This window comes from Brucella sp. 22210 (assembly GCF_052045675.1).
In the GTDB taxonomy this organism is placed as follows: Bacteria; Pseudomonadota; Alphaproteobacteria; order Rhizobiales; family Rhizobiaceae; genus Brucella.
In genome coordinates this window covers 18,049-38,129 of record NZ_JBQEPD010000016.1, presented here as the reverse complement: position 1 = coordinate 38,129, position 20,081 = coordinate 18,049, and the positions used below count along the sequence as shown (strand labels likewise).

Genomic DNA, 20,081 nt, shown 5'->3' with positions numbered 1-20,081 from the left:
TAATTAGCCCCGGCGGGAATCCGCAATTTTGTGCAGCGTGCGAACCCCATCCGCTTCAGTCTGACTGAAGCACCGGACGCCGCCAACATCAAGTGGCGTTTTGACGGCGTCCGATGATATTTTGCGATCAATAGATGTCGAAATGGAAGTACTTCTGACGGATCGTATCGTAGGTGCCGTTTTCGCGAATTTTCTTGATCGCGGCATTGAACTGCTCACGCAGATCGTCATCGCCCTTGCGCAGCGCCACGGCGATTTTCGTTTCAGAACCCGGAATATCGCTCAGGAACTTGCAGCAATCAGCGCCCTGCTTCTTCAGCCAGTCGGCAGCGAGAAACTTGTCGGCTGCAATCGCATCGACGCGACCGCTTTCCAGATCGGCATTGGCTTCGTCGGCGGTCGGATAGAGCTTCACGTCAGCGCCAGCCTTGCCATACACGTCATCGGCATAATTGCCCTGCGTGGTGCCAGCCTGTGCACCAACGGTCTTACCGCTGAATGCAGATGGCTCAAGCGAGGTGAGTTCCGAATCCTTCGGCACAACAACCGCAAGCGGGGTCGTGTAATAGCGCTCGGTGAAGGCAACCTGCTGTTCGCGTTCCGGCGTGATGGCCATCGACGCAATCACGGCGTCGAACTTGTTGGCCTGCAGGCCGGGGATCATCCCATCCCAATCATTGGCGACGACCGTGCACTTGGCTTCCATGGCTTCGCACAGAGCATTGGCGATATCGAGATCGAAGCCGACGAGCTTGCCTTCAGGCGACATGTAATTGAACGGAGGATAGGCGCCTTCACTGGCGATGCGGATTTCCTTCCATTCCTTGGCCTGAACCGGCAAGGCGATAACGACGGTGGCCAGACCGGCCAGCAAAACTGATTTCAACATGATTTCCCTGTTTCATAGTCCTGTGCAATTCCGGCTGTGACCGGATTGCCGTTGCATGAGGCGAATGCTCGCCCGTTTCTCATAACCCTGGTGGCAAGCCCCTGTAGCCAGATACACGAATGGGCCCGTCACGCCAAAACGCGACAGGCCCAAATCCATCAGCCCAATAAATAAATCAGGCAACCAGACGCGTGGAATGGTCGTCCTGTGCATAGGCCTTGCCGAAGCGGTTCGCGAGGAATGCTTCCAGCGTGATGTCTTCCTGACGAATGAAGCCTTTCTGCGGCAGATCGCCCTTGGCCAGCATGTCGAGCACCGCACAAATGGCCGAAGCCGTGGTGATCTGAATGCCGGAACGAACGATCTTGCCGACCTGAGCAGCATAGACCTTGTTTGCGTAGGTTTCTTGAACCAGACGGCCATTCTTGGTGCCGGAAACGGTCACGAAGATCACGACGACGTCCTGAAGCGTGGTCGGCAGCGCGTTTTCGAAGATGTCCTTGAGGACTTCGCGGCGATGACGCAGGCCGAGATCGTTCAGAAGCGCCTTCATAAGCGCAACGTGGCCCGGATAGCGGATCGTGCGGTAGTTGAGCGTGCGCACCTTGCCTTCGAGCGTTTCACACAGCGTGCCAAGACCGCCGGAGGTGTTGAACGCTTCATAGGTCACGCCGTCGAGCGAGAATTCTTCGCGTTCTTCCAGAGCAGGAACTTCCGTCAGCTCGCCATTCACGATGGCTTCGCAAGGCTCGATATATTCATTGATAACGCCGTCGGTGCTCCAGGTCAGGTTATAGTTGAGAGCATTGGACGGGTACTGCGGCAGAGCGCCAACGCGCATGCGAACGCTGTCGAGCTTGTCGAAACGCTTGGCCAGATCATAGGCGACGATGGAGATGAAGCCCGGAGCAAGACCACACTGCGGAATGAAAGCCGTCTTGGCTTCCTGGGCCAGTTCCTTCACGCAGCGCGTGCTGGCAACGTCTTCGGTCAGGTCGAGATAATGAACGCCCGCCTTGGCAGCGGCTTCGGCAATACGGGTGGTCAGATGGAAAGGAGCGGCGCTGAGCACGGCGAACTTGCCGGTAAGGGCAGCTTCAAGCGCCTTTGCGTCTTCAATGTCGAGCGCCTGTGTCTTGACGGCAGCGCCAGCTTCCAGCGCATCGAGCTGTGCCTGCGAACGATCGACAACGGTGACGTCATATTCGCCTGTGGAAGCCAGAAGATCGGCAATGGTTGCACCGATTTTACCTGCGCCGACGACAACGATCTGTTTCATATGTTTTCCCCTTGGCCTTTCTGGTCTCACTGGAATGCAATTTGATGAACAAGAATCGCACAGTCTCGCGCAAAAAGAAGCGTATGAACCGACGATATGACGTTGTTTATTTGCACATTATGCCGTAATAATTATGCACTATGCCGACAAATGCAGACCTGAATCTCATCGCCCTCCTCCGTGAAAACGCTCGCGCCTCCACAGCCGAGCTTGCAAGACGCCTTGGCGTCTCGCGAACGACCGTGCAAAGCCGCATTGAAAAGCTGGAAAAGCAGGGGGTAATCGAGGGCTATACCGTTCGAATCGCACCGGAATTCGAGCGCGATCTCGTGCGAGCGCACGTACTGGTAACAGCACTACCCAAACTCGCACCAAAGGTTGAAACCGCGTTGCGCGGCATGATGACGGTGCGGACGCTGCACTCCGTCAGCGGCCATTTCGATATGATTGTGGTGGTGGAAGCACCGTCCATTCAGGAACTAGATGCGGTTCTCGACAGGATCGGCGCGCTGGAAGGCGTGGAACGCACCATGTCGTCCATCGTGCTTTCCACGCGTATCGACCGGTAAGCGAGTAGCTTTGACCCCGGTCAGTCCTTCGAACTGCCTTCCCAACCGGCATAGAAAACGCCGTTCTGCTTTTCCATGAAAGCGGTCACCGCCTCAACTTCTTGAGGCTCGATGGAGGTGCTGACCAGCGTTGCCAGAATCTCGACCGTTTTCGCATTGCGATCGGTTATTTCCACATCGCTGACAGGATATTTCGCGTCTTCCAGCTTTTCGACCAGCAATTCGCGTATTTCTTCCATCCCCTCATGCGAAGCGATGACACGCACTTCGTAGGTCTGTTCCAATGCCCGCTCATGGATCGGGATGCGGCTGATGAGATTGACGAGGTGACGCAGAAGCGTATTCCCGAACAGGATAAAGGCCGTGAGCAATGCGGCTTCAGCGACCATATCGGTTCCTGCAAATGCGCCCACCGCTGCCGAACACCAGAGGGTTGCCGCGGTGTTGAGACCACGCACATTCATGCCCTCTTTCATGATGACGCCCGCGCCGAGAAAACCGACACCCGAAACGACATATGAAATGACACGCGTAGCCTCGGGAGCACCGGCAATCCGCACGGCGAGATCGACGAAAGCGGCAGCGCCGAGCGCCACCAGAGCATTGGTACGCAGGCCGGCAGTGCGCTGACGATACTGGCGCTCCGCACCGATCAGCGTGCCAAAAATGAATGCCGCCGTCAGGCTGATGACCGTGTCGAAAAAGGGAAAAAGCTCAAATGTCTTCAAAAACTGCATGGCAAAAAGTCCTTATTTGCCGGGCATATATAACAGTTCCTTGAAACGAATATGACGGCACACCGGAGTATGCCGTCATAGAATTTAAACGTGCGTCTCGACTGTTAGTACAGCAGGCGCGCGCGGATCGTGCCGGGGATTTCGCGCATGGCATTCAGAATGTCATCGCTGGCTTCGCCCACACCGTCAGCTTCCATCACAAGGTAACCGACTTCGCCGTCCGTCTGAAGAAACTGGCTGGCGATGTTGATGCCGTGCGTGGAGAAAATGTTCATCAGGCTGTTGAGGATGCCCGGACGGTTTTCGTGCACATGCATAAAGCGTGTGCCGGTCGGACGTGGCGGCAGCTGAACCTGTGGGAAGTTTACAGCGCCGAGCGTCGAACCAACATCGGAATATTCAATCAGCTTACGCGTGACTTCGATGCCGATGCGCTCCTGCGCTTCTTCCGTCGAACCGCCGATATGCGGCGTCAGAATGACATTTTCGATATTCTGAATAGGCGAAACGAACTTGTCATTGTTCGATGCAGGCTCGACCGGGAAAACGTCGATGGCGGCACCAGCAAGGTGGCCTTCCTGAAGAACCTTGGCCAGTGCCTCCAGATCGACAACCGTGCCGCGTGCATTGTTGATGAGGAAGGCGCCCTTCTTCATCTTGCGCAGCTTGGCTTCGGTAATCAGCTTGGACGTGGACTTGTTCGACGGAACATGCAGGCTGACGACATCGGAAATCTTCAGCAGCTCATCAAGGCTCGCCGTAGGCTTCACATTGCCATATTGCAGCTTGTCAGACGTATCGTAGTAGCGAACAGTCATGCCAAGGCTTTCAGCCAGATTGCCGACCTGCGAGCCGATATTGCCATAGCCGATAATGCCGAGCGTCTTGCCACGCACTTCGCGGCTGCCCGTCGCCGTCTTGTCCCAGCCGCCGGCATGGGCCGATACGGAACGCGGGAAAATGCGGCGCATCAGCATGATGATCTCGCCGATCACCAGCTCAGCAACCGAGCGTGTGTTGGAGAACGGTGCATTGAAAACCGGGATACCGCGCTTGCGGGCGGCTTTCAGATCGACCTGATTGGTACCAACGGAAAAGCAGCCGACAGCCACCAGGCGGTTCGCCGCAGCGAAGATCTCTTCGGTCAGCTGCGTGCGCGAGCGGATGCCGATAATATGCGCGTGCGAAATCGCTTCGATCAGATCGGCTTTGTCCAGTGCTTTGGGCAGATGCGTGACATTGGTGTAGCCGGAGGATTTGAAATACTCGACGGCGGTCTGGTTGATGCCTTCGAGAAGAAGAACATTGATGCGATCACGGGCGAAAGAAAGACGTTCGGTCATTGTCAAGGTTTCCAGGCTGGAACAGCAAACGGACGGATTACGACATGAATGAAGGCAAATCTGTCGTCAATACGATATTTTCACGCACGTCAGCTGCTTGCGCGGTGGGAGGCCGCCAGTTCTTGTTGCGCGGGTGCTTTAACACCGGAGAACCGCCGGGTACAGATATTAACGCTTCCGCTCGCAAAAAAGTTAATGCTGATAAGCCTGCATCAGCCAGTCCTCATTCGGACGGCTCTATTTTCCGGAAAGTGCCGGGGCTGCGTCCCATCCATTTCTGAAAGGCGCGATAAAATGCGCTGGGCTCGCTATAGCCGAGTTCGGCGGCCACTTCCGCAACAGTCAGCCTGTCCTCTGTCAAAAGCTGTTGTGCCGTCACGAAGCGCAACTCATCCTTGATTGTCCCGAAGCTTTGGCCTTCGGCTTTCAGCCTGCGCCGCAGCGTCGGTACGGACATTTTCAGTTGACCGGCCATCTCCTCGAATGAAGGCCATTCCTGCGCGGAAGTGTGGCTCAGCTGCGCGCGAACCCGTGAGGAGATATCGTGGTCGTGACGATAGCGGATCAGGATATTGGCCGGAGCCTCGCGCAGAAAACTTTCCAACGCCACATCGCTGCGAATGATCGGCAAAGCGAGATAGGATGAATCGAACACCAGCCGCGTTGTCGGCTGATCGAATAGCACCGGTGCGCCGAAGAATTTACGATAATCCTGCCGGTCCTCTGGTGCCGGGCAGGCAAAGTCCAGCGTTCGCAAAGGGATGCGCCGCCCCACCAGCCAGCAAGCCACGCCCATCAGGATCAGCCAGTAAGCGCGATAGGCAAAGGCCGGTCGTGGCGAGCCCGCATCCGTCAGCACCACATGTGCCATGCCGTCGCGTATACGCAATTCGCCACGCGGATCATCCAGCACGACATTCAGAAACTGCAAGGCACGGCGCATGGCGCGCTCCAGAGTGCCCGCATGCAGAACGGCATGACAAAGCAGATTGAAGCTACCGGGCCGCATCGGACGCGCAGCAAGACCAAAGAACTCATCATCGATGGTCTCGGCAATCAGCCACCACAGGCGGCCATATTGGATATTCGTGACCGGCTCGGCCAACCTGTCCGGCAAGCCGACTGCCGCCATCAATGGCGCTGTATCGATGCCCCGCTGGCGCACGCTTTCCAGAGCGTCCTCGACGAAGCCGGGTGTGATATTATGGCGTTCCATGAACTGATCTATATTGCAAAAACGATCAGCAATTAAGACCTCTAATGTCATTGTTTGCAATGATTGAGCGATTAACCTCACTATAGCAGCGTTCCAAGAGGAGTTGGCGTTGCGGTGAGAAGTCTGGGAGGAATACCGGAATGACTGAAGCGTCTGCTGTCACGCAGCGTGTGCGTTATGATGACGCCGTGGCTAAGTTTGAACTCGATCATGCCATCACACAGCTCGTGGGCAATCCCAACACCGGCCTTAATGGCTGCATCGAATGCTGCGACCGTTACGTCGGCGAGAACCGCATAGCGCTGCGCGCGATTTCCGCTGACGGCCAGTTGACCGAACTCACCTTTGAAGAACTGCGCGATCTCTCCGCAAAGGTCGGCAATGTCCTGAAAGACGCAGGTATCGGCGCAGGGGATGTCGTTGCGGGGCTGCTGCATCGCACACCGGAACTGATTGCAACCATTCTCGGCGCATGGCGCATCGGTGCCGTTTATCAGCCGCTCTTCACCGCTTTCGGCCCCAAGGCCATCGACCATCGTCTCAAGACAAGCGACGCGAAACTGGTCGTCACCAATCTTGCCAATCGCAGCAAGCTGGATGAAGTCGAAAATTGCCCGCAGGTCGCAACGATACTCGCCCCCGGCGAGACGGCACCTGCTGGCGATATCGATTTCCGCGCAGCCCTTGCTGCCGCCACCACCGATCGCCCGCCCGTCATGCGCAAGGGCGATGATCTGTTCATGATGATGTCGACCTCCGGGACGGCGGGCTTGCCAAAGGGCGTGCCGGTTCCGCTTTTCGCGCTGCTCGCTTTCGGCGCCTATATGCGCGAAGCCGTGGGCCTGCGGTCCGACGACATCTTCTGGAATATTGCCGATCCCGGCTGGGCTTATGGGCTTTACTATGCCGTGACAGGTCCGCTGCAACTTGGCATTGCCACCACGCTTTACGAAGGCGGCTTTAACGCCGAAAGCACCTACGACATCATCGAACGTCTGGGCGTGACCAGTCTGGCCGGTTCGCCAACCGCATTTCGTCTGCTGATGGCGGCAGGCCCGGAAGCGGCCGCCCGCATCAAGGGACGTCTGCGCGTGGTTTCCAGTGCAGGCGAGCCACTCAATCCGGAAGTGATCCGCTGGTTTGATGCCAATCTCGGTGCGCCTATCCACGATCATTACGGCCAGACCGAACTCGGCATGGTGGTCAACAACCATCACGGCCTTGAACATTCGGTTCGTCAGGGTTCGGCGGGTTATGCCATGCCGGGCTATCGCGTCGCTGTTCTGGATGAAGCCGGAAATGAACTCGGCCCCAACCAGCCGGGTATTCTGTCCATCGACATTGCAAAATCGCCACTACTCTGGTTTTCCGGCTACTACAAACAGGAAACACCAGCCATTGCGGGCGGCTATTATCGCACCGGCGATACAGTGGAGTTCGAAGACGACGGTTCTGTCAGCTTCATTGGCCGTGCCGATGATGTCATCACCTCATCCGGTTATCGCATCGGACCGTTCGACGTGGAAAGCGCCCTGCTTGAGCACCCGGCGGTCAACGAGGCGGCGGTCGTCGGTGTTCCCGATCCGCAGCGCACGGAAATCGTCAAGGCATTCGTCATTCTTGCACCCGGCCATGAGGGCACGCCAGCACTTGCCGAAGAGCTGGCGCAACATGTGAAGAAGCGGCTGTCCGCCCATGCCTATCCGCGCGAGATCGATTTCGTCAGCGAACTGCCGAAGACGCCAAGCGGGAAAATCCAGCGCTTTCTGCTGCGCAAGGCGGAAATCGACAAACAGCAACAGACAAAAGCCTGAGGTAAAATTATGCAGATTCAAGATCGGGTATTTCTGATCACCGGCGCGGGTTCCGGCCTCGGCGCGGCTGTGGCCAAGATGGTTGTCGAAGCTGGCGGCAAGGTCGCGCTTCTCGATGTCAATGCTGAGGCCGGTGAAGCGGCGGCGAAAGCGCTTGGCGCATCCGCACTTTTCCAGCGCACCGACGTTACGAGCGAAGCGGATGGACAGGCAGCCATCGCCGCCGCTCTCAAGGCCTTTGGCCGTATCGATGCGCTCGTCAATTGCGCAGGCGTTGCGCCAGGCGAAAAGGTGCTGGGCCGCGAAGGGCCGCACAAATTCGACAGTTTCGCACGCACCATTTCGATTAATCTGATCGGCACGTTCAACATGCTGCGGCTTGCAGCCGAAGCCATGGCGAAGAATGAACCGGGCGATGGCGGCGAACGCGGGTTGATCATCAACACCGCCTCGGTTGCCGCCTTTGACGGCCAGATCGGACAAGCGGCCTATTCCGCCTCGAAAGGCGGCGTTGCAGCGATGACCCTGCCCGTCGCACGCGAGCTGGCGCGCCATGGCATCCGTGTCATGACGATTGCGCCTGGCATCTTCGAAACGCCAATGATGGCAGGCATGCCGCAGGAAGTGCAGGACGCGCTCGGCGCATCGGTGCCGTTCCCGTCGCGTCTTGGACGCCCTGCGGAATATGCAGCACTTGTGCGCCACATTGCGGAAAACCAGATGCTCAACGGCGAAGTCATCCGTCTTGATGGCGCGCTGCGCATGGCTGCGAAGTAAACCAATCATCAGGAAGCGAGGAACGATCATGTCCAACAGCGATCCTATTGTCATTGTCGGCGCAACCCGTACGCCCATGGGCGGCTTTCAGGGCGACTTTTCCGGCGCACAGGCGACCGATCTCGGCGCTGCCGCCGTCAGCGGTGCGCTGGCAGGTGCCGGTCTCGCCGCGGAAGCCGTCGAAGAAGTGTTCATGGGTTGCGTCCTGCCTGCCGGTCAGGGACAGGCCCCGGCGCGTCAGGCTTCAATCAAGGCCGGACTGCCCCTGTCGACCGGTGCCACCACCGTCAACAAAATGTGTAGCTCGGGCATGAAGGCCACCATGCTGGCGCATGATCTTCTGCTGGCTGGTTCGGCAGATGTAATCGTTTCGGGCGGCATGGAAAGCATGACCAATGCGCCCTATCTGCTGCCCAAGGCTCGTGGCGGCTATCGCATGGGACATGGCCAGATTCTGGATCATATGTTCCTCGACGGGCTTGAAGACGCCTATGACAAGGGCCGCCTGATGGGCACTTTTGCGGAAGATTGTGCAGAAGCCTACCAGTTCACCCGTGAAGCGCAGGACGAATTCGCCATTGCCTCGCTGACCCGTGCCCAGAAGGCCATCAAGGACGGTCTGTTTGCGGCAGAGATCACCCCCGTCACGGTGAAATCAGGTCGCGCTGAGGTGCAGGTCTCAGTTGATGAACAACCAGGCAAGGCGAAGATCGACAAGATCCCTTCTCTACGCCCTGCCTTCCGCGACGGCGGCACGGTAACAGCGGCCAATTCGTCATCGATTTCCGATGGCGCTGCGGCACTCGTGCTGATGCGCGCGTCGGAAGCGGAAAAACGCGGCCTGACCCCACGCGCGGTGCTGGTTGGCCATGCGACCTATGCCGACAAGCCGAACCTTTTTGCCACTGCGCCTATTGGTGCAATCAACAAGCTTTCGGAAAAGATCGGCTGGAACCTCAAGGATGTCGATCTGTTCGAGATCAACGAGGCTTTCGCGGTTGTCGCCATGGCGGCCATGCGCGATCTCGACCTGCCGCATGACAAGGTCAATATCCATGGCGGCGCTTGCGCGCTCGGCCACCCCATCGGCGCTTCCGGCGCGCGCATTCTGGTGACGCTGCTTGCCGCACTGGAGACACATGGATTGAAGCGCGGCGTGGCTGGCATCTGCCTTGGCGGCGGCGAAGCCACTTCCATCGGCATTGAAAGGATTGTGTGATGCTTCTGACCGATACGCAGGAGCAGATCCGCGACGCAGTCCGCGATTTCGCGCAAGAGCGTCTTGCGCCGGGTGCTGCCCAGCGTGACCGGGAACATGCTTTCCCGCGCGCGGAACTGACCGAAATGGGCGAACTTGGCTTTCTCGGCATGCTTGTGCCCGAAGAATGGGGCGGCTCAGACCTTGGCATGGTGGCTTATGCGCTGGCTCTGGAAGAAATCGCGGCAGGCGACGGCGCTTGCTCGACCATCGTTTCGGTGCATTCCTCGGTCGGCTGCGCGCCAATCCTGCGTTTTGGCACAGAGGACCAGAAGCGCCGCTTCCTGCCCAAGATGGCATCGGGTGAATGGATCGGCGGCTTTGCGTTGACAGAGCCGCAGGCCGGGTCCGACGCGTCGGCCCTGAAAACCCGCGCGCGGCTCGATGGCGATCATTATGTGATCGACGGCTCCAAGCAATTCATCACGTCCGGCAAGAATGGCAGTGTGGTGATTGTTTTTGCGGTTACCGACCCGGCGGCAGGCAAAAAGGGCATTTCGGCCTTTATCGTGCCAACCGATACGCCCGGCTACGAGGTCATGTCGGTCGAACACAAGCTCGGCCAGCATTCGTCCGACACCTGCGCACTGGCTTTCACCAATATGTGGGTGCCGGTGGAAAACAGGCTGGGGGCCGAAGGCGAAGGCTATAAAATCGCACTTGCCAATCTTGAAGGCGGACGCATCGGCATTGCCGCGCAGGCAGTCGGCATGGCGCGCGCCGCTTTCGAGATCGCCCGTGACTATGCTAAGGAGCGCATCACGTTCGGCAAGCCGATTGCCGAGCATCAGGCCATTGCGTTCCGTCTTGCCGATATGGCGACGAAGATTGAAACGGCGCGCCAGATGGTTCTGCACGCCGCAGCCTTGCGCGAAGCGGGCAAGCCTTGCCTGACAGAAGCGTCTATGGCCAAGCTTGTGGCGTCGGAAATGGCGGAGGAAGTCTGTTCTGCCGCAATCCAGATTCACGGCGGTTATGGCTACCTTGCCGACTATCCGGTTGAGCGCATCTATCGCGATGTGCGCGTCTGCCAGATTTATGAAGGCACCAGCGAAGTTCAGCGACTGGTAATCGCGCGCGGGCTTTAGCTCTTCAATACCTTGTCGTGAATGATCATGCCTGCCGCCATGGCAGCCACAAATAACCAGACCTGCGGCAAGCCGATAGACAAGGCTGAGACCGCAGGTCCGGGGCAGAACCCCGCCAATCCCCAACCAAGACCGAACAGCGCCGAGCCGACCACCAGAGGTCGGTCGATCTGCGTCTTTTCAGGCAGATGAAAACTGTCGTCCAGCACCGGCTTTGCCAGCTTGCGTTGCAGCATTACGCCCGGAATGGCGACCAGCAGCGCACCGCCGAGCACGAATGCAAGGCTGGGGTCCCAGTGACCGCTCGCTATGTTCAGAAAGCCCTGCACGCGTGACGGGTCGATCATGCCTGATAGAGACAATCCGAACCCGAACAATGCGCCTGCAAAAAGCGCTGCCGCGAGGCGGTAGTAAGCCAACCTGTTCATAGCAGAACTCCCGCGATGGTTGCCGCCGCCACACCTGTAATTAGGAACGTGATCGTTGCAGCGATAGAGCGTTTGGAAAAGCGCGCCATACCGAGGATACCGTGGCCGGATGTACAGCCGGAACCCATACGCGTTCCGACACCAACCAGAAGACCCGCCACGATGATGACCGGCCAGGAAGCCACGATGGTTGTGGCAGGAAAGCTCCCGAAAAAGGCGGCATAGACCACAGGCCCAAGAATGAGGCCAAGAACGAATGCTGCATTGAGCGCGGCTTGGCTTCCGTTCAGCAATCGGCCGACGATACCGCTGATACCAGCGATACGGCCGTTGAAGATCAGAAGGAAAATTGCGGCTGCACCAAGCAGCATGCCGCCCGCCAGCGACTGGAGATAGGTCATCATGACAAAGCTCCCTTCGGCGCGTCATGACAGAAGATGCCATACAGCGCCTCGATGAGCTGCGCCGCCTTGGTTTCCGTCAGGCGATAGAAAATCTGCTTGGCTTCACGCCTGGTCTCGACGATGCCGGATTCACGCAGCACGCCGAGTTGCTGCGACAAGGTTGGCTGACGAATGCCCAACCCTTGTTCCAGTTCGCCGACCGAATATTCTTTTTCTGCCAGCGCACAGGCCAGCATCAGACGGGCCGGATGCGACAGGGTGCGCAGCAATTCGGCGACTTCCCCTGCGCGATCTTCCATCTGCTGGCGCGACATGCCGGGACTGGTGTCCGTGACCATATTCATCAGGCAAATCCAAAATCAATATACACTTACATATAATGTATATTGATAAAATCAAGTGCGGCATCTGGAGTTGCATGAATGCAAAAATCACCGCCATCCTGACGAATGGCGGTGATCGATATCAGCCGAGGAATTCCTGAACAGCGGTCAGTTCGGTCTGGCGCAGTTCATGACCGCCCGGATGCCAGACAAGATTGACGCCTGCCTTCTGGCTTTCAAAATAGCGCGCCAGCGCCTCTGTGAAATCCGGCGGGCAGATGGGGTCCATACGGCCAGCCGTTATCAGGATTTGCGTGCCTTCCAAACCCGGATTATCCGCCGGTTCAAACGGGATCAGCGGATGCAGAAGCACCGCCTTGTCAAATATCCTGCCCTTCTCGATCAGGAGATTGGCCATGATATTGGCCCCGTTGGAATAGCCCAATGCAATCACTTCCGACGGCTTATATTCTTCGACCAGAGCAGCGATATACCCGGCCATCTTGTCCGTGGCGCGGGCAAGATCCTGCATATCGTAGACGCCCTCGCCCGTCCGACGGAAAAAGCGGGCCGCACCAAATTCCGACACGTCACCGCGCGGAGATACGATGGTCGCCTCCGGCAAAAGCTGTTCAGCCAAACCGAAAAACTGGTTTTCATCGCCGCCCGTGCCATGAAAGACAATGAACAGCGGCGCTCCAACCGCACCGGCCTTCAGCCGGTGCACGTAGGTCTGATTGGTCATTATTGGTCTCCTCAAGCGTGCTTAAATCTTGTCGAGATGTTCTTCGAGATAAGCACGAAGATGCTGGTGCTGCGACGGCAGCTTCAGAGCTTCGCCCAGATGTGCGGTATCCTCGTCGCGATCAAAACCGGGTTCGTTGGTTGCCACTTCGAACAAGACACCGCCCGGGGTCCGGAAGTAGATCGCCCAGAAGTAATCGCGGTCGATCACCGGCGTAACATTATAGCCGGTATCCATCAGCGCCTTGCGGACTTCGAGCTGCTTTTCGCGGTTTTCGACCGCGAAGGCGACGTGATGAACCGAACCGGCGCCCTGCTGGTTGCGTCCGACAGAAGGCAAGGTCTGAAGATCGATTACGCCAGCCCCGTTGCCGTCCGGCATGATGAGGCGGGTAATGCCGTCCTTCGCATCCAGCTTCTGATAGCCCATATATTTGAGCAGTTCCGAAGTTGCACCCTCGTCACGCAAACGCATCGAGACCGAATGAAAGCCGCGAATGGCGTGATCGGCGTCGATGCCTTCATGCACCCAAGGCTCACGCGGATCATCCTTCACCTCAACCAGAGCGAAACTATCGCCATCCGGACCGCGGAAAAAGACGCGCTTTTCTCCAAAAGCTTCATCTTCCGATTCGACCTTGACGGCAGACTGCGCGAAGCGATCTTTCCAGAAGCCCAGCGAACCTTGCGGTACAGCAAACACAGTCGTACCCACCTCACCCGTACCATCGCGACCGCGCTGGATACCGGGGAACGGGAAATAGGTCATGACCGTACCCGGTGTGCCGACTTCATCGCCGTAATAAAGGTGATAAACACTCGGATCATCGAAGTTCACGGTTTTCTTGACGCGGCGCAGTCCCAGTACATCCGTAAAGAACTTGTTGTTCGAACGGGCATCTGCTGCCAGCGATGTGACGTGATGGAGGCCTTTGATCTGATTAAGCATGGCGATCTCTCCTGTTGTGTTGCAGCAAGATATAATGATCGAAATGCATCTGGATATATTGACAATCATACACAGATTGTTTCCAGATAGAATACAATAGACAGCCCCGACTATTAGGGTATGGACGCCGGGGCGTTAGAAAGTTTAGCTAGAGCATTTCCAGCAAAAGTGCGTAGCGGTTTTGCGTAGGACAATGCGTAAAAACAAATAGATAGAGCGGTTCCACGATTCCGTTTTGACCGGAACCACTCTAGTCTCTATCGCAATGACAAAGAAAGGCCCTCCATGGCGTCCGGCTTGTTTGCACTTCTCGATGACGTGGCAGCAATCGCAAAAATGGCGGCGGCCTCTTTGGATGATGTGGCAGGACAAACCGCTAAGGCCAGCGCCAAGGCCGCAGGCATTGTGATCGACGATACGGCAGTGACCCCGAAATATGTTGTCGGCCTTAAGCCGGAACGCGAATTGCCGGTCATCTGGAAAATCACCAAAGGATCGCTGCGCAACAAGCTGATTTTTCTGCTGCCGCTGGCGCTGATCCTCAGCTATTTCGCACCCGGTCTCATCATGCCACTTCTGATGATCGGCGGCGCCTATCTTGCCTTCGAAGGCACTGAAAAGCTGGTTGAGTTCTTCATTCCCCATAAGGATGAGGAAAACACCGAAACCAAGGCCTCCACCCCGAAGGAAATTGAAGCAACGACCGTGAGCGGCGCAATCAGGACGGACTTCATCCTGTCGGCCGAAATCATGGCCCTCACGCTCGCAGGTCTGCCCCCTTCGAATATCTACACACAAGCAGCAATCCTTGCCTGTGTCGCGGTGCTGATCACCTTTGCCGTCTATGGCGTTGTCGGTTTTATCGTCAAAATCGATGATATGGGTGTTGCGCTTGCCCGCAATGCCCATACCGGGTTCGGCAAACGTCTCGGAAAGGGCTTGGTTGCGGGCATGCCGGTCGTGCTCAAGGTGCTGAGCACCGTTGGCACTGTCGCCATGCTCTGGGTTGGCGGCAGCATTATCGTGCACGGACTGGCATCAATCGGCATTCACAGCGTCGAGGAATTCATCCACAATATCGTCGCCCATCTGCCGACCGAAGGCAGCAGCTTTGCCGGTGTGCTCGAATGGATCGCAACCTCTTTCCTGCAGGCCGTGCTCGCCATTCTGATCGGGATCGTCATTGTCGGCATCGTCCATGCCGTCAAGGCAATCAGGTCCAAATCCTGATCACGCCAGATAGCGCTTGAACCAGGCGATTGTTCTGTCCCAGGCAAGCTTGGCCGCAGCCTCGTCATAACGCGGCGTGGAATCATTGTGGAAGCCGTGATTGACGCCCGGATAGATATAGGCCTCGTAAGTCTTGCCGTTCTTTTTCAACGCTTCTTCATAAGCGGGCCAGCCTTCATTGATCCCCTTATCCAGCTCTGCATAATGAAGCAGAAGCGGCGCCTTGATGCGCGGAACCTCGCTAACCGGCGGCTGGCGACCATAGAACGGCACGGCGGCAGCCAGTTCCGGAAATGCGACCGCAGCCGCATTTGCAACACCACCGCCATAGCAGAAGCCGGTGATGCCGACCTTGCCGGTGGTCAGATCGCTTTTCATCATGAAGTCAACGGCGGCGAAAAAGTCGTTCATCAGCTTGGTTGGATCAACCTGCTGTTGTAACTCGCGACCCTTTTCGTCATTGCCGGGATAGCCGCCAACCGATGTGAGGCCATCCGGCGCGAGCGCAATGAAGCCAGCCTTTGCAACGCGGCGCGCCACATCCTCAATATAGGGATTGAGACCACGATTCTCGTGCACCACCACGACTGCCGGAACCTTGCCTTGGACATTGGCCGGACGCACGAGATAGGCGCGCACATTGCCATTCCCCTCTGGCGAGGGATAGGTGATATATTCAGGCAGAATATCGGGATCGGTGAACTCGACCTGCTGCGCCATGGCGTAATTGGGGCTAAGCGAAGCCAGAATGGCGGTTGCCGTCATCGTACCGATGGCAAACTTTGCAGCCCGGTCAAGAAACTCGCGTTTGCTGATCTTGCCGTGCGCGTAGTAATCGTAAAGTTCGAGCAGTTCCTGCGGGAAGTCCTTTGCCGTCAGACGTGTCATGGTCAGCCCTTTCCTTTGAGGACGATCAGTCTAACACAGGCCGCATTCGGGTAAATGACAGATACCCCGCGCAGACGAGCGCGGGATATCCTCGGTCGTTGTGATCAGCGGTAAACGATACCGCCGTCCGTCAGGATGGCCTGACCCGTGATGTAATCCGAATCTGCACTCGCCAGGAAGGAAACGAGGGATGCCACATCGTCCGGCGTCTGGGCGCGACCGAGCGCAATGCCGTCGACATATTTCTTGTAGGTTTCACCTTTCGGCGCGCCGGTAATCTCCGAGAACCGCTCGTCGATTTCCACCCACATATCGGTGCCGACGATGCCGGGGCAATAAGCGTTCACGGTAATGCCCGCACTTGCATATTCCTTGGCCGCAGCCTGCGTCAGCGCACGCACGGCGAATTTCGTCGCGGAATAAACGCCGAGCATGGCAAAGCCGTCGTGACCAGCAATGGACGAGGCGTTGATGATCTTGCCCTTCTGCTTGCGCGCCTTGAACTTGGCGGCCGCAGCCTGAATACCTCAGAGCACGCCGTCGACATTGATGCGGAAAATACGCTCAACTTCTTCCGGCTTCACATCTGCAATCGGCTGAACCTGCGCGATACCGGCATTGTTGACGATCACGTCAAAGCCGCCCAGTTCCTTTTCCGCATGATCGATAGCGGCGTAAACATCGTCGCGCTTGCTGACATCGGCCGAGAACGTGGACGCCTTGCGACCCAAAGCTTCAACCTCTTGTTTGACAGCGGCGAGCTTGTCCACCTTGAGGTCAACCAGAGCGATATCGAAACCGTCCTTGGCCAGCCGAAGGGCAATACCCCGACCGATGCCCTGTGCCGCACCGGTAACGAGCGCAACCTTGGTGTTAGCCGACATGATTCATCCTTTCCTGAGTGATTGATGAATGGCAATGCAACGCATCCCAATGGCGATATGGAACACGTCCCGGCGCTATCAACCCATGCCAGCGGCTTGATTTCATTGATTGGGATCAAATTCCCTTTATTAGAGCAGAGAAAAATAGAAAGCCCGGCAATGCCGGGCTTTTCCAATTCTTTGATAGCCGCAAGGACTGGTTAGATATTGGGCTCAATCTTGCCTTTGGCATCACCCTTGTTCTTGTCCTTGGCCGTGAGCTTGTCGATATAGGCTAAAAACAGCGCCGACACGACGAAGGCCAGATGGATGATCGTGAACCACATCAGCTGGTTCGACGTGTAGGTCGTGGCATTCAGGAATATTTGCAACAGATGGATCGACGAGATGGCCACGATTGTCGATGCGACCTTGATCTTCAGCGAACCGGCATCGATCGTGCCCAGCCAGTGCACCTCGTCGCCCGCCTGATCAAAGCGGCTGACAAAATTCTCATAACCGGAGATGACGACCATCACCAAAAGGCTGGCAATCAGCGCAGCATCGATCAACCCCAGTATTTTCAGGATCGTATCGGTGTCGTTCAACGACGTGACTTTGGTGGCGAAGTCGAACAGCTTACCCGCGAAGGATACAGCGTAAATCGCCAGCGCAATGGCAAGGCCCAGATAGAAAACCACCAATAGCCAGCGCGAGGCCAGAATGATGTTCTCAATGATCAATTCAATACGTTTCATGGATCCGTTTCCAGGTCTTCATTCAAGACACCTTATAAAAACTTTGCTCGCCGCCAAGGATATTGGTCACGCTTTGCGTGGAGTAATGCGCAAAAGCCAGAATGGTGATGGCGATAGTGAATTTCAATAAGCGCCAATGCACAAACCGCACGTCTTTTAAGCAGATGGCGCTCTTCCCATCGAAAAGACAGCCAGAAGACAAAACCACCTCCATTCACAAAGGAACGGCATTTTCTTATTTGATGTCATAAATATTGCTTCGCTGTGTCTTGAAAGCCGCTGGTCTAGACAACTCTTTCATAATATAAGGCGCCCCTGATATTTTATTGCCGCCTCACTCAAAAGCGTGGCGTTAAAAGCGGGAACCTAATGAATATCGAGACCGCCGTGAACGACAAAGCCAGCATCTTCGATCTGGCTCCTATTTCCCTTTGGCTTGAAGACTATAGCGGTCTTCGCAAGCAGTTCGACACATGGCGGTCAGAAGGCATTACTGACCTCAAGGCTTTTCTGACGGAAGACACCAGTCGTCTTCGCATCTGCACAAGCCATATCCGGGTTCTGGCGGTCAATCGCAAAACCCTCTCGCTCTTTGAAGCAAACGACATCGACCATCTGGTCGCGAATCTGGAACGCGTGTTCCGTGAAGATATGCTGGAGCCGCATATCGATGAGATGGTGCAGCTCTGGAACGGTTCCGATACGTTCTACAGCAACACGATCAACTATTCGCTGGAAGGCCGACGCATCGATATCCAGCTCAAGGGCCGCATTCTGCCCGGTCATGAGCACAGCTGGGACCGTGTCCTGCTGTCGATCGAGGATGTGACGACCCGCGAAAACGCGATGCGTGAGCAGGATCGTCACAAGCGCCATGCGCAAGGCCTGTTCGAGCATTCGCCGGTTTCGCTGTGGGTTGAAGATTTCAGCCGCATCAAGGAACTGATGGACGATGTGCGCCAGCGCGGCATTGTCGATTTCCGTGTCTTCACCGATGTTCACCCCGAATTCGTGCGTCAGTGCATGAGCGAAATTCGCGTGCTGGAAATCAACAATGAAACGCTTGAGCTGTTCCTGGCTCCCGACAAGCCGACACTGCTGCAATCGCTACCGCAGATTCTGCGCGGTGAAATGGAAGCGCATTTCCGCGAACAGCTGATTGACCTTTGGAACGGTATCCTGTTCCAGCGTCGCGAAGTGATCAACTACGCGCTGGATGGCACCGAACGCCACGTTCTGTTGCAATTCTCCGTCCTGCCCGGCCATGAAAACGACTGGTCACTGGTGCAGGTCGCGCTGACGGACATCACCGCGCGCAAGAAGGCGGAAGCCTATCTGGAATATCTCGGCAAGCACGACGTGCTGACAAAGCTGCACAACCGCGCATTCTACGTGGATGAACTCAACCGGCTGGAACGCAAGGGCCACCTGCCCGTCTCCATCATCATCATCGATCTGAATGGCCTCAAGTCGGCCAATGATCTGTGGGGACATGCGTCGGGCGACGGATTGCTGCGCCGTATCGGCGAAGTGCTGAACGAAGCCGTCAAGCTGCCCGGCCATGCCGCACGTATCGGCGGCGACGAGTTCGCAATCGTGCTGCCTTATGTGGATGAGCGCGGCGCGGAAGCCATGGTGGAAGACATCAAGCGGCTGGTCGAAATCAACAACCAGTATTATTCGCAGCTGCAGCTCAACCTTTCCATCGGCACGGCAACCACCACGCCGGGCGAAACGCTCGAAGCTGTTGCCAAGCGCGCCGATCTTCTGATGTACGAAAACAAGCGCCAGCAATATTCGTCCAAGGGCGGATTGCTTTAACAACGATAAAATGGCCGATCCTGTGATCGGCCATTTTGCTTTTTAATCGTCGAATTTGATCACGGATTTGCCGCGCGTCAGATCCGTTACAAGCCGCGAGAGATCATCCTGCGCGGCGATGGGCATTGCGCCCGTTATTTCCACGCCGTTGCCGGTAAAATTCTCCTGCGCTATTGCAACATGGTCCACAGCAGTCAGCCGTGCCTTCAAAAGCGCATGGTCAGAAAAATCGCAGGCGAAGGCAAAGCCGATCATCGGGATCACCTCGGTCTTTTCTGCCTGCCGCAGACAGGTCGCGGCAGTGCCGCCATAGGCGCGCATCAAGCCGCCGCTGCCAAGCAGAATACCGCCGAACCAACGCGTCACCACCACCGCAATATTGTCGAGCTGCTGACCGTCAATCGCTTGCAGGATCGGCTTGCCCGCCGTGCCGCTCGGCTCGCCGTCATCGCTGAAACGATAGTTCTGCCCCATACGCCATGCCCAGCAATTATGGTTGGCTGCAAGGTCCGAATGCTCGCTCAGAAAATCCTTCGCCGCCTGCTCGCTTGCAACAGGCGCAGCAATGGCCAGAAACCGACTTTTCTTGATTTCCTGACTATAGGTTTCGACGCGACTGATCGTGAACATGGCAATCCTGCAACTATGATTTTGCGGCCTATCATGTTCCTGTGTAGATGACGACCCCTTACGCGTTGCTCAC

The 20,081-nt window shown here is 56.8% G+C and carries 22 protein-coding genes and 1 pseudogene; 8 read left to right on the top strand and 15 right to left on the bottom strand.

The features are described from left to right. Positions 1 to 127: 127 nt before the first annotated feature. Both ACTJKP_RS18125 and ACTJKP_RS18120 read right to left on the bottom strand, forming a co-directional pair. Positions 128 to 889, bottom strand: a complete 762-nt coding sequence (locus ACTJKP_RS18125; RefSeq protein ID WP_440631667.1) for an ABC transporter substrate-binding protein — start codon at positions 887 to 889, stop codon at positions 128 to 130. A gap of 175 nt (positions 890 to 1,064) precedes the next feature. Then, positions 1,065 to 2,168: a saccharopine dehydrogenase C-terminal domain-containing protein gene (locus ACTJKP_RS18120; RefSeq protein WP_440631666.1), complete on the bottom strand. Its 1,104-nt coding sequence runs from the start codon at positions 2,166 to 2,168 to the stop codon at positions 1,065 to 1,067. Positions 2,169 to 2,308: 140 nt separating this feature from the next. Between ACTJKP_RS18120 and ACTJKP_RS18115 the strand changes: the two genes are divergently transcribed. Continuing rightward, positions 2,309 to 2,737 carry an Lrp/AsnC family transcriptional regulator gene (locus ACTJKP_RS18115; protein WP_078336932.1) on the top strand — a complete coding sequence of 143 codons (429 nt, stop codon included), beginning with the start codon at positions 2,309 to 2,311 and terminating at the stop codon, positions 2,735 to 2,737. 20 nt (positions 2,738 to 2,757) lie between these two features. Here ACTJKP_RS18115 and ACTJKP_RS18110 read toward each other — a convergent pair whose 3' ends face one another. The 3 genes from ACTJKP_RS18110 to ACTJKP_RS18100 all read right to left on the bottom strand — a co-directional run bounded on the left by ACTJKP_RS18110 (position 2,758) and on the right by ACTJKP_RS18100 (position 6,033). Beyond that, the gene (locus ACTJKP_RS18110; protein ID WP_280993004.1) at positions 2,758 to 3,474 is read right to left on the bottom strand and encodes an MgtC/SapB family protein; all 717 of its coding nucleotides are present in this window, start codon (positions 3,472 to 3,474) and stop codon (positions 2,758 to 2,760) included. 104 nt (positions 3,475 to 3,578) lie between these two features. Next, a complete protein-coding gene (gene serA / locus ACTJKP_RS18105) occupies positions 3,579 to 4,817 on the bottom strand; it encodes a phosphoglycerate dehydrogenase (protein WP_440631665.1) in 1,239 nt (412 codons plus the stop codon). Positions 4,818 to 5,040: 223 nt separating this feature from the next. Then, positions 5,041 to 6,033 carry an AraC family transcriptional regulator gene (locus tag ACTJKP_RS18100; protein WP_440631664.1) on the bottom strand — a complete coding sequence of 331 codons (993 nt, stop codon included), beginning with the start codon at positions 6,031 to 6,033 and terminating at the stop codon, positions 5,041 to 5,043. 140 nt (positions 6,034 to 6,173) lie between these two features. Between ACTJKP_RS18100 and ACTJKP_RS18095 the strand changes: the two genes are divergently transcribed. The 4 genes from ACTJKP_RS18095 to ACTJKP_RS18080 are packed head-to-tail and all read left to right on the top strand — an operon-like array spanning position 6,174 to position 10,970. Next, a complete protein-coding gene (locus ACTJKP_RS18095; RefSeq protein WP_440631663.1) occupies positions 6,174 to 7,847 on the top strand; it encodes an acyl-CoA synthetase in 1,674 nt (557 codons plus the stop codon). A gap of 9 nt (positions 7,848 to 7,856) precedes the next feature. Continuing rightward, positions 7,857 to 8,624 (top strand): 3-hydroxyacyl-CoA dehydrogenase, encoded by a 768-nt coding sequence (locus ACTJKP_RS18090; RefSeq protein ID WP_078336927.1) that lies wholly within the window; start codon positions 7,857 to 7,859, stop codon positions 8,622 to 8,624. A 28-nt stretch (positions 8,625 to 8,652) separates the two neighbouring features. Continuing rightward, on the top strand, positions 8,653 to 9,843 hold the full coding sequence (locus tag ACTJKP_RS18085; protein WP_440631662.1) for an acetyl-CoA C-acyltransferase: 1,191 nt from the start codon (positions 8,653 to 8,655) through the stop codon (positions 9,841 to 9,843). Beyond that, on the top strand, positions 9,843 to 10,970 hold the full coding sequence (locus tag ACTJKP_RS18080; protein WP_440631661.1) for an acyl-CoA dehydrogenase family protein: 1,128 nt from the start codon (positions 9,843 to 9,845) through the stop codon (positions 10,968 to 10,970). The genes ACTJKP_RS18085 and ACTJKP_RS18080 overlap by 1 nt, the downstream gene beginning before the upstream one ends. Here ACTJKP_RS18080 and ACTJKP_RS18075 read toward each other — a convergent pair. The 5 genes from ACTJKP_RS18075 to ACTJKP_RS18055 form a co-directional block, all read right to left on the bottom strand. Next, positions 10,967 to 11,398, bottom strand: a complete 432-nt coding sequence (locus ACTJKP_RS18075; RefSeq protein WP_440631660.1) for a DUF6691 family protein — start codon at positions 11,396 to 11,398, stop codon at positions 10,967 to 10,969. The genes ACTJKP_RS18080 and ACTJKP_RS18075 overlap by 4 nt on opposite strands. Further along, positions 11,395 to 11,802, bottom strand: coding sequence for a YeeE/YedE family protein (locus ACTJKP_RS18070; protein ID WP_440631659.1), 408 nt, complete (start codon positions 11,800 to 11,802; stop codon positions 11,395 to 11,397). The genes ACTJKP_RS18075 and ACTJKP_RS18070 overlap by 4 nt, the downstream gene beginning before the upstream one ends. Continuing rightward, positions 11,799 to 12,140: a sulfite-sensing transcriptional repressor BigR gene (bigR, locus tag ACTJKP_RS18065; RefSeq protein WP_440631696.1), complete on the bottom strand. Its 342-nt coding sequence runs from the start codon at positions 12,138 to 12,140 to the stop codon at positions 11,799 to 11,801. Before bigR ends, ACTJKP_RS18070 begins: the two co-directional genes overlap by 4 nt. Before the next feature lie 127 nt (positions 12,141 to 12,267). Beyond that, entirely contained in the window at positions 12,268 to 12,870 is a 603-nt protein-coding gene (locus ACTJKP_RS18060) for an alpha/beta hydrolase (RefSeq protein WP_440631658.1), read from the bottom strand. Positions 12,871 to 12,891: 21 nt separating this feature from the next. Then, a complete protein-coding gene (locus ACTJKP_RS18055; RefSeq protein WP_440631657.1) occupies positions 12,892 to 13,818 on the bottom strand; it encodes a VOC family protein in 927 nt (308 codons plus the stop codon). 285 nt (positions 13,819 to 14,103) lie between these two features. Between ACTJKP_RS18055 and ACTJKP_RS18050 the strand changes: the two genes are divergently transcribed. Next, positions 14,104 to 15,048, top strand: a complete 945-nt coding sequence (locus tag ACTJKP_RS18050) for a DUF808 domain-containing protein (RefSeq protein WP_440631656.1) — start codon at positions 14,104 to 14,106, stop codon at positions 15,046 to 15,048. On the opposite strand, the gene yghX is transcribed toward ACTJKP_RS18050, so the two are convergent. Together yghX and ACTJKP_RS18040 are read right to left on the bottom strand one after the other, a co-directional pair. Next, complete coding sequence (yghX, locus tag ACTJKP_RS18045) at positions 15,049 to 15,936, bottom strand: YghX family hydrolase (RefSeq protein WP_440631655.1); 888 nt, start codon at positions 15,934 to 15,936, stop codon at positions 15,049 to 15,051. A 104-nt stretch (positions 15,937 to 16,040) separates the two neighbouring features. Next, a pseudogene (locus ACTJKP_RS18040) lies at positions 16,041 to 16,820 on the bottom strand (acetoin reductase). Positions 16,821 to 16,844: 24 nt separating this feature from the next. Here ACTJKP_RS18040 and ACTJKP_RS18035 point away from each other — a divergent pair. After that, positions 16,845 to 17,024 (top strand): hypothetical protein, encoded by a 180-nt coding sequence (locus ACTJKP_RS18035; RefSeq protein ID WP_440631654.1) that lies wholly within the window; start codon positions 16,845 to 16,847, stop codon positions 17,022 to 17,024. Here ACTJKP_RS18035 and ACTJKP_RS18030 read toward each other — a convergent pair. After that, on the bottom strand, positions 17,021 to 17,557 hold the full coding sequence (locus ACTJKP_RS18030) for a TIGR00645 family protein (protein ID WP_440631653.1): 537 nt from the start codon (positions 17,555 to 17,557) through the stop codon (positions 17,021 to 17,023). The genes ACTJKP_RS18035 and ACTJKP_RS18030 overlap by 4 nt on opposite strands. A gap of 22 nt (positions 17,558 to 17,579) precedes the next feature. Continuing rightward, the gene (locus ACTJKP_RS18025; protein ID WP_440631652.1) at positions 17,580 to 17,759 is read right to left on the bottom strand and encodes a hypothetical protein; all 180 of its coding nucleotides are present in this window, start codon (positions 17,757 to 17,759) and stop codon (positions 17,580 to 17,582) included. Between the two features lie 167 nt (positions 17,760 to 17,926). Between ACTJKP_RS18025 and ACTJKP_RS18020 the strand changes: the two genes are divergently transcribed. Next, positions 17,927 to 19,378 carry a diguanylate cyclase domain-containing protein gene (locus ACTJKP_RS18020; protein WP_440631651.1) on the top strand — a complete coding sequence of 484 codons (1,452 nt, stop codon included), beginning with the start codon at positions 17,927 to 17,929 and terminating at the stop codon, positions 19,376 to 19,378. A gap of 42 nt (positions 19,379 to 19,420) precedes the next feature. Here the strand turns inward: ACTJKP_RS18020 and ACTJKP_RS18015 are convergent, their stop codons facing one another. Beyond that, a complete protein-coding gene (locus ACTJKP_RS18015; RefSeq protein WP_078336915.1) occupies positions 19,421 to 20,008 on the bottom strand; it encodes an IMPACT family protein in 588 nt (195 codons plus the stop codon). Between the last annotated feature and the right edge of the window lie 73 nt (positions 20,009 to 20,081).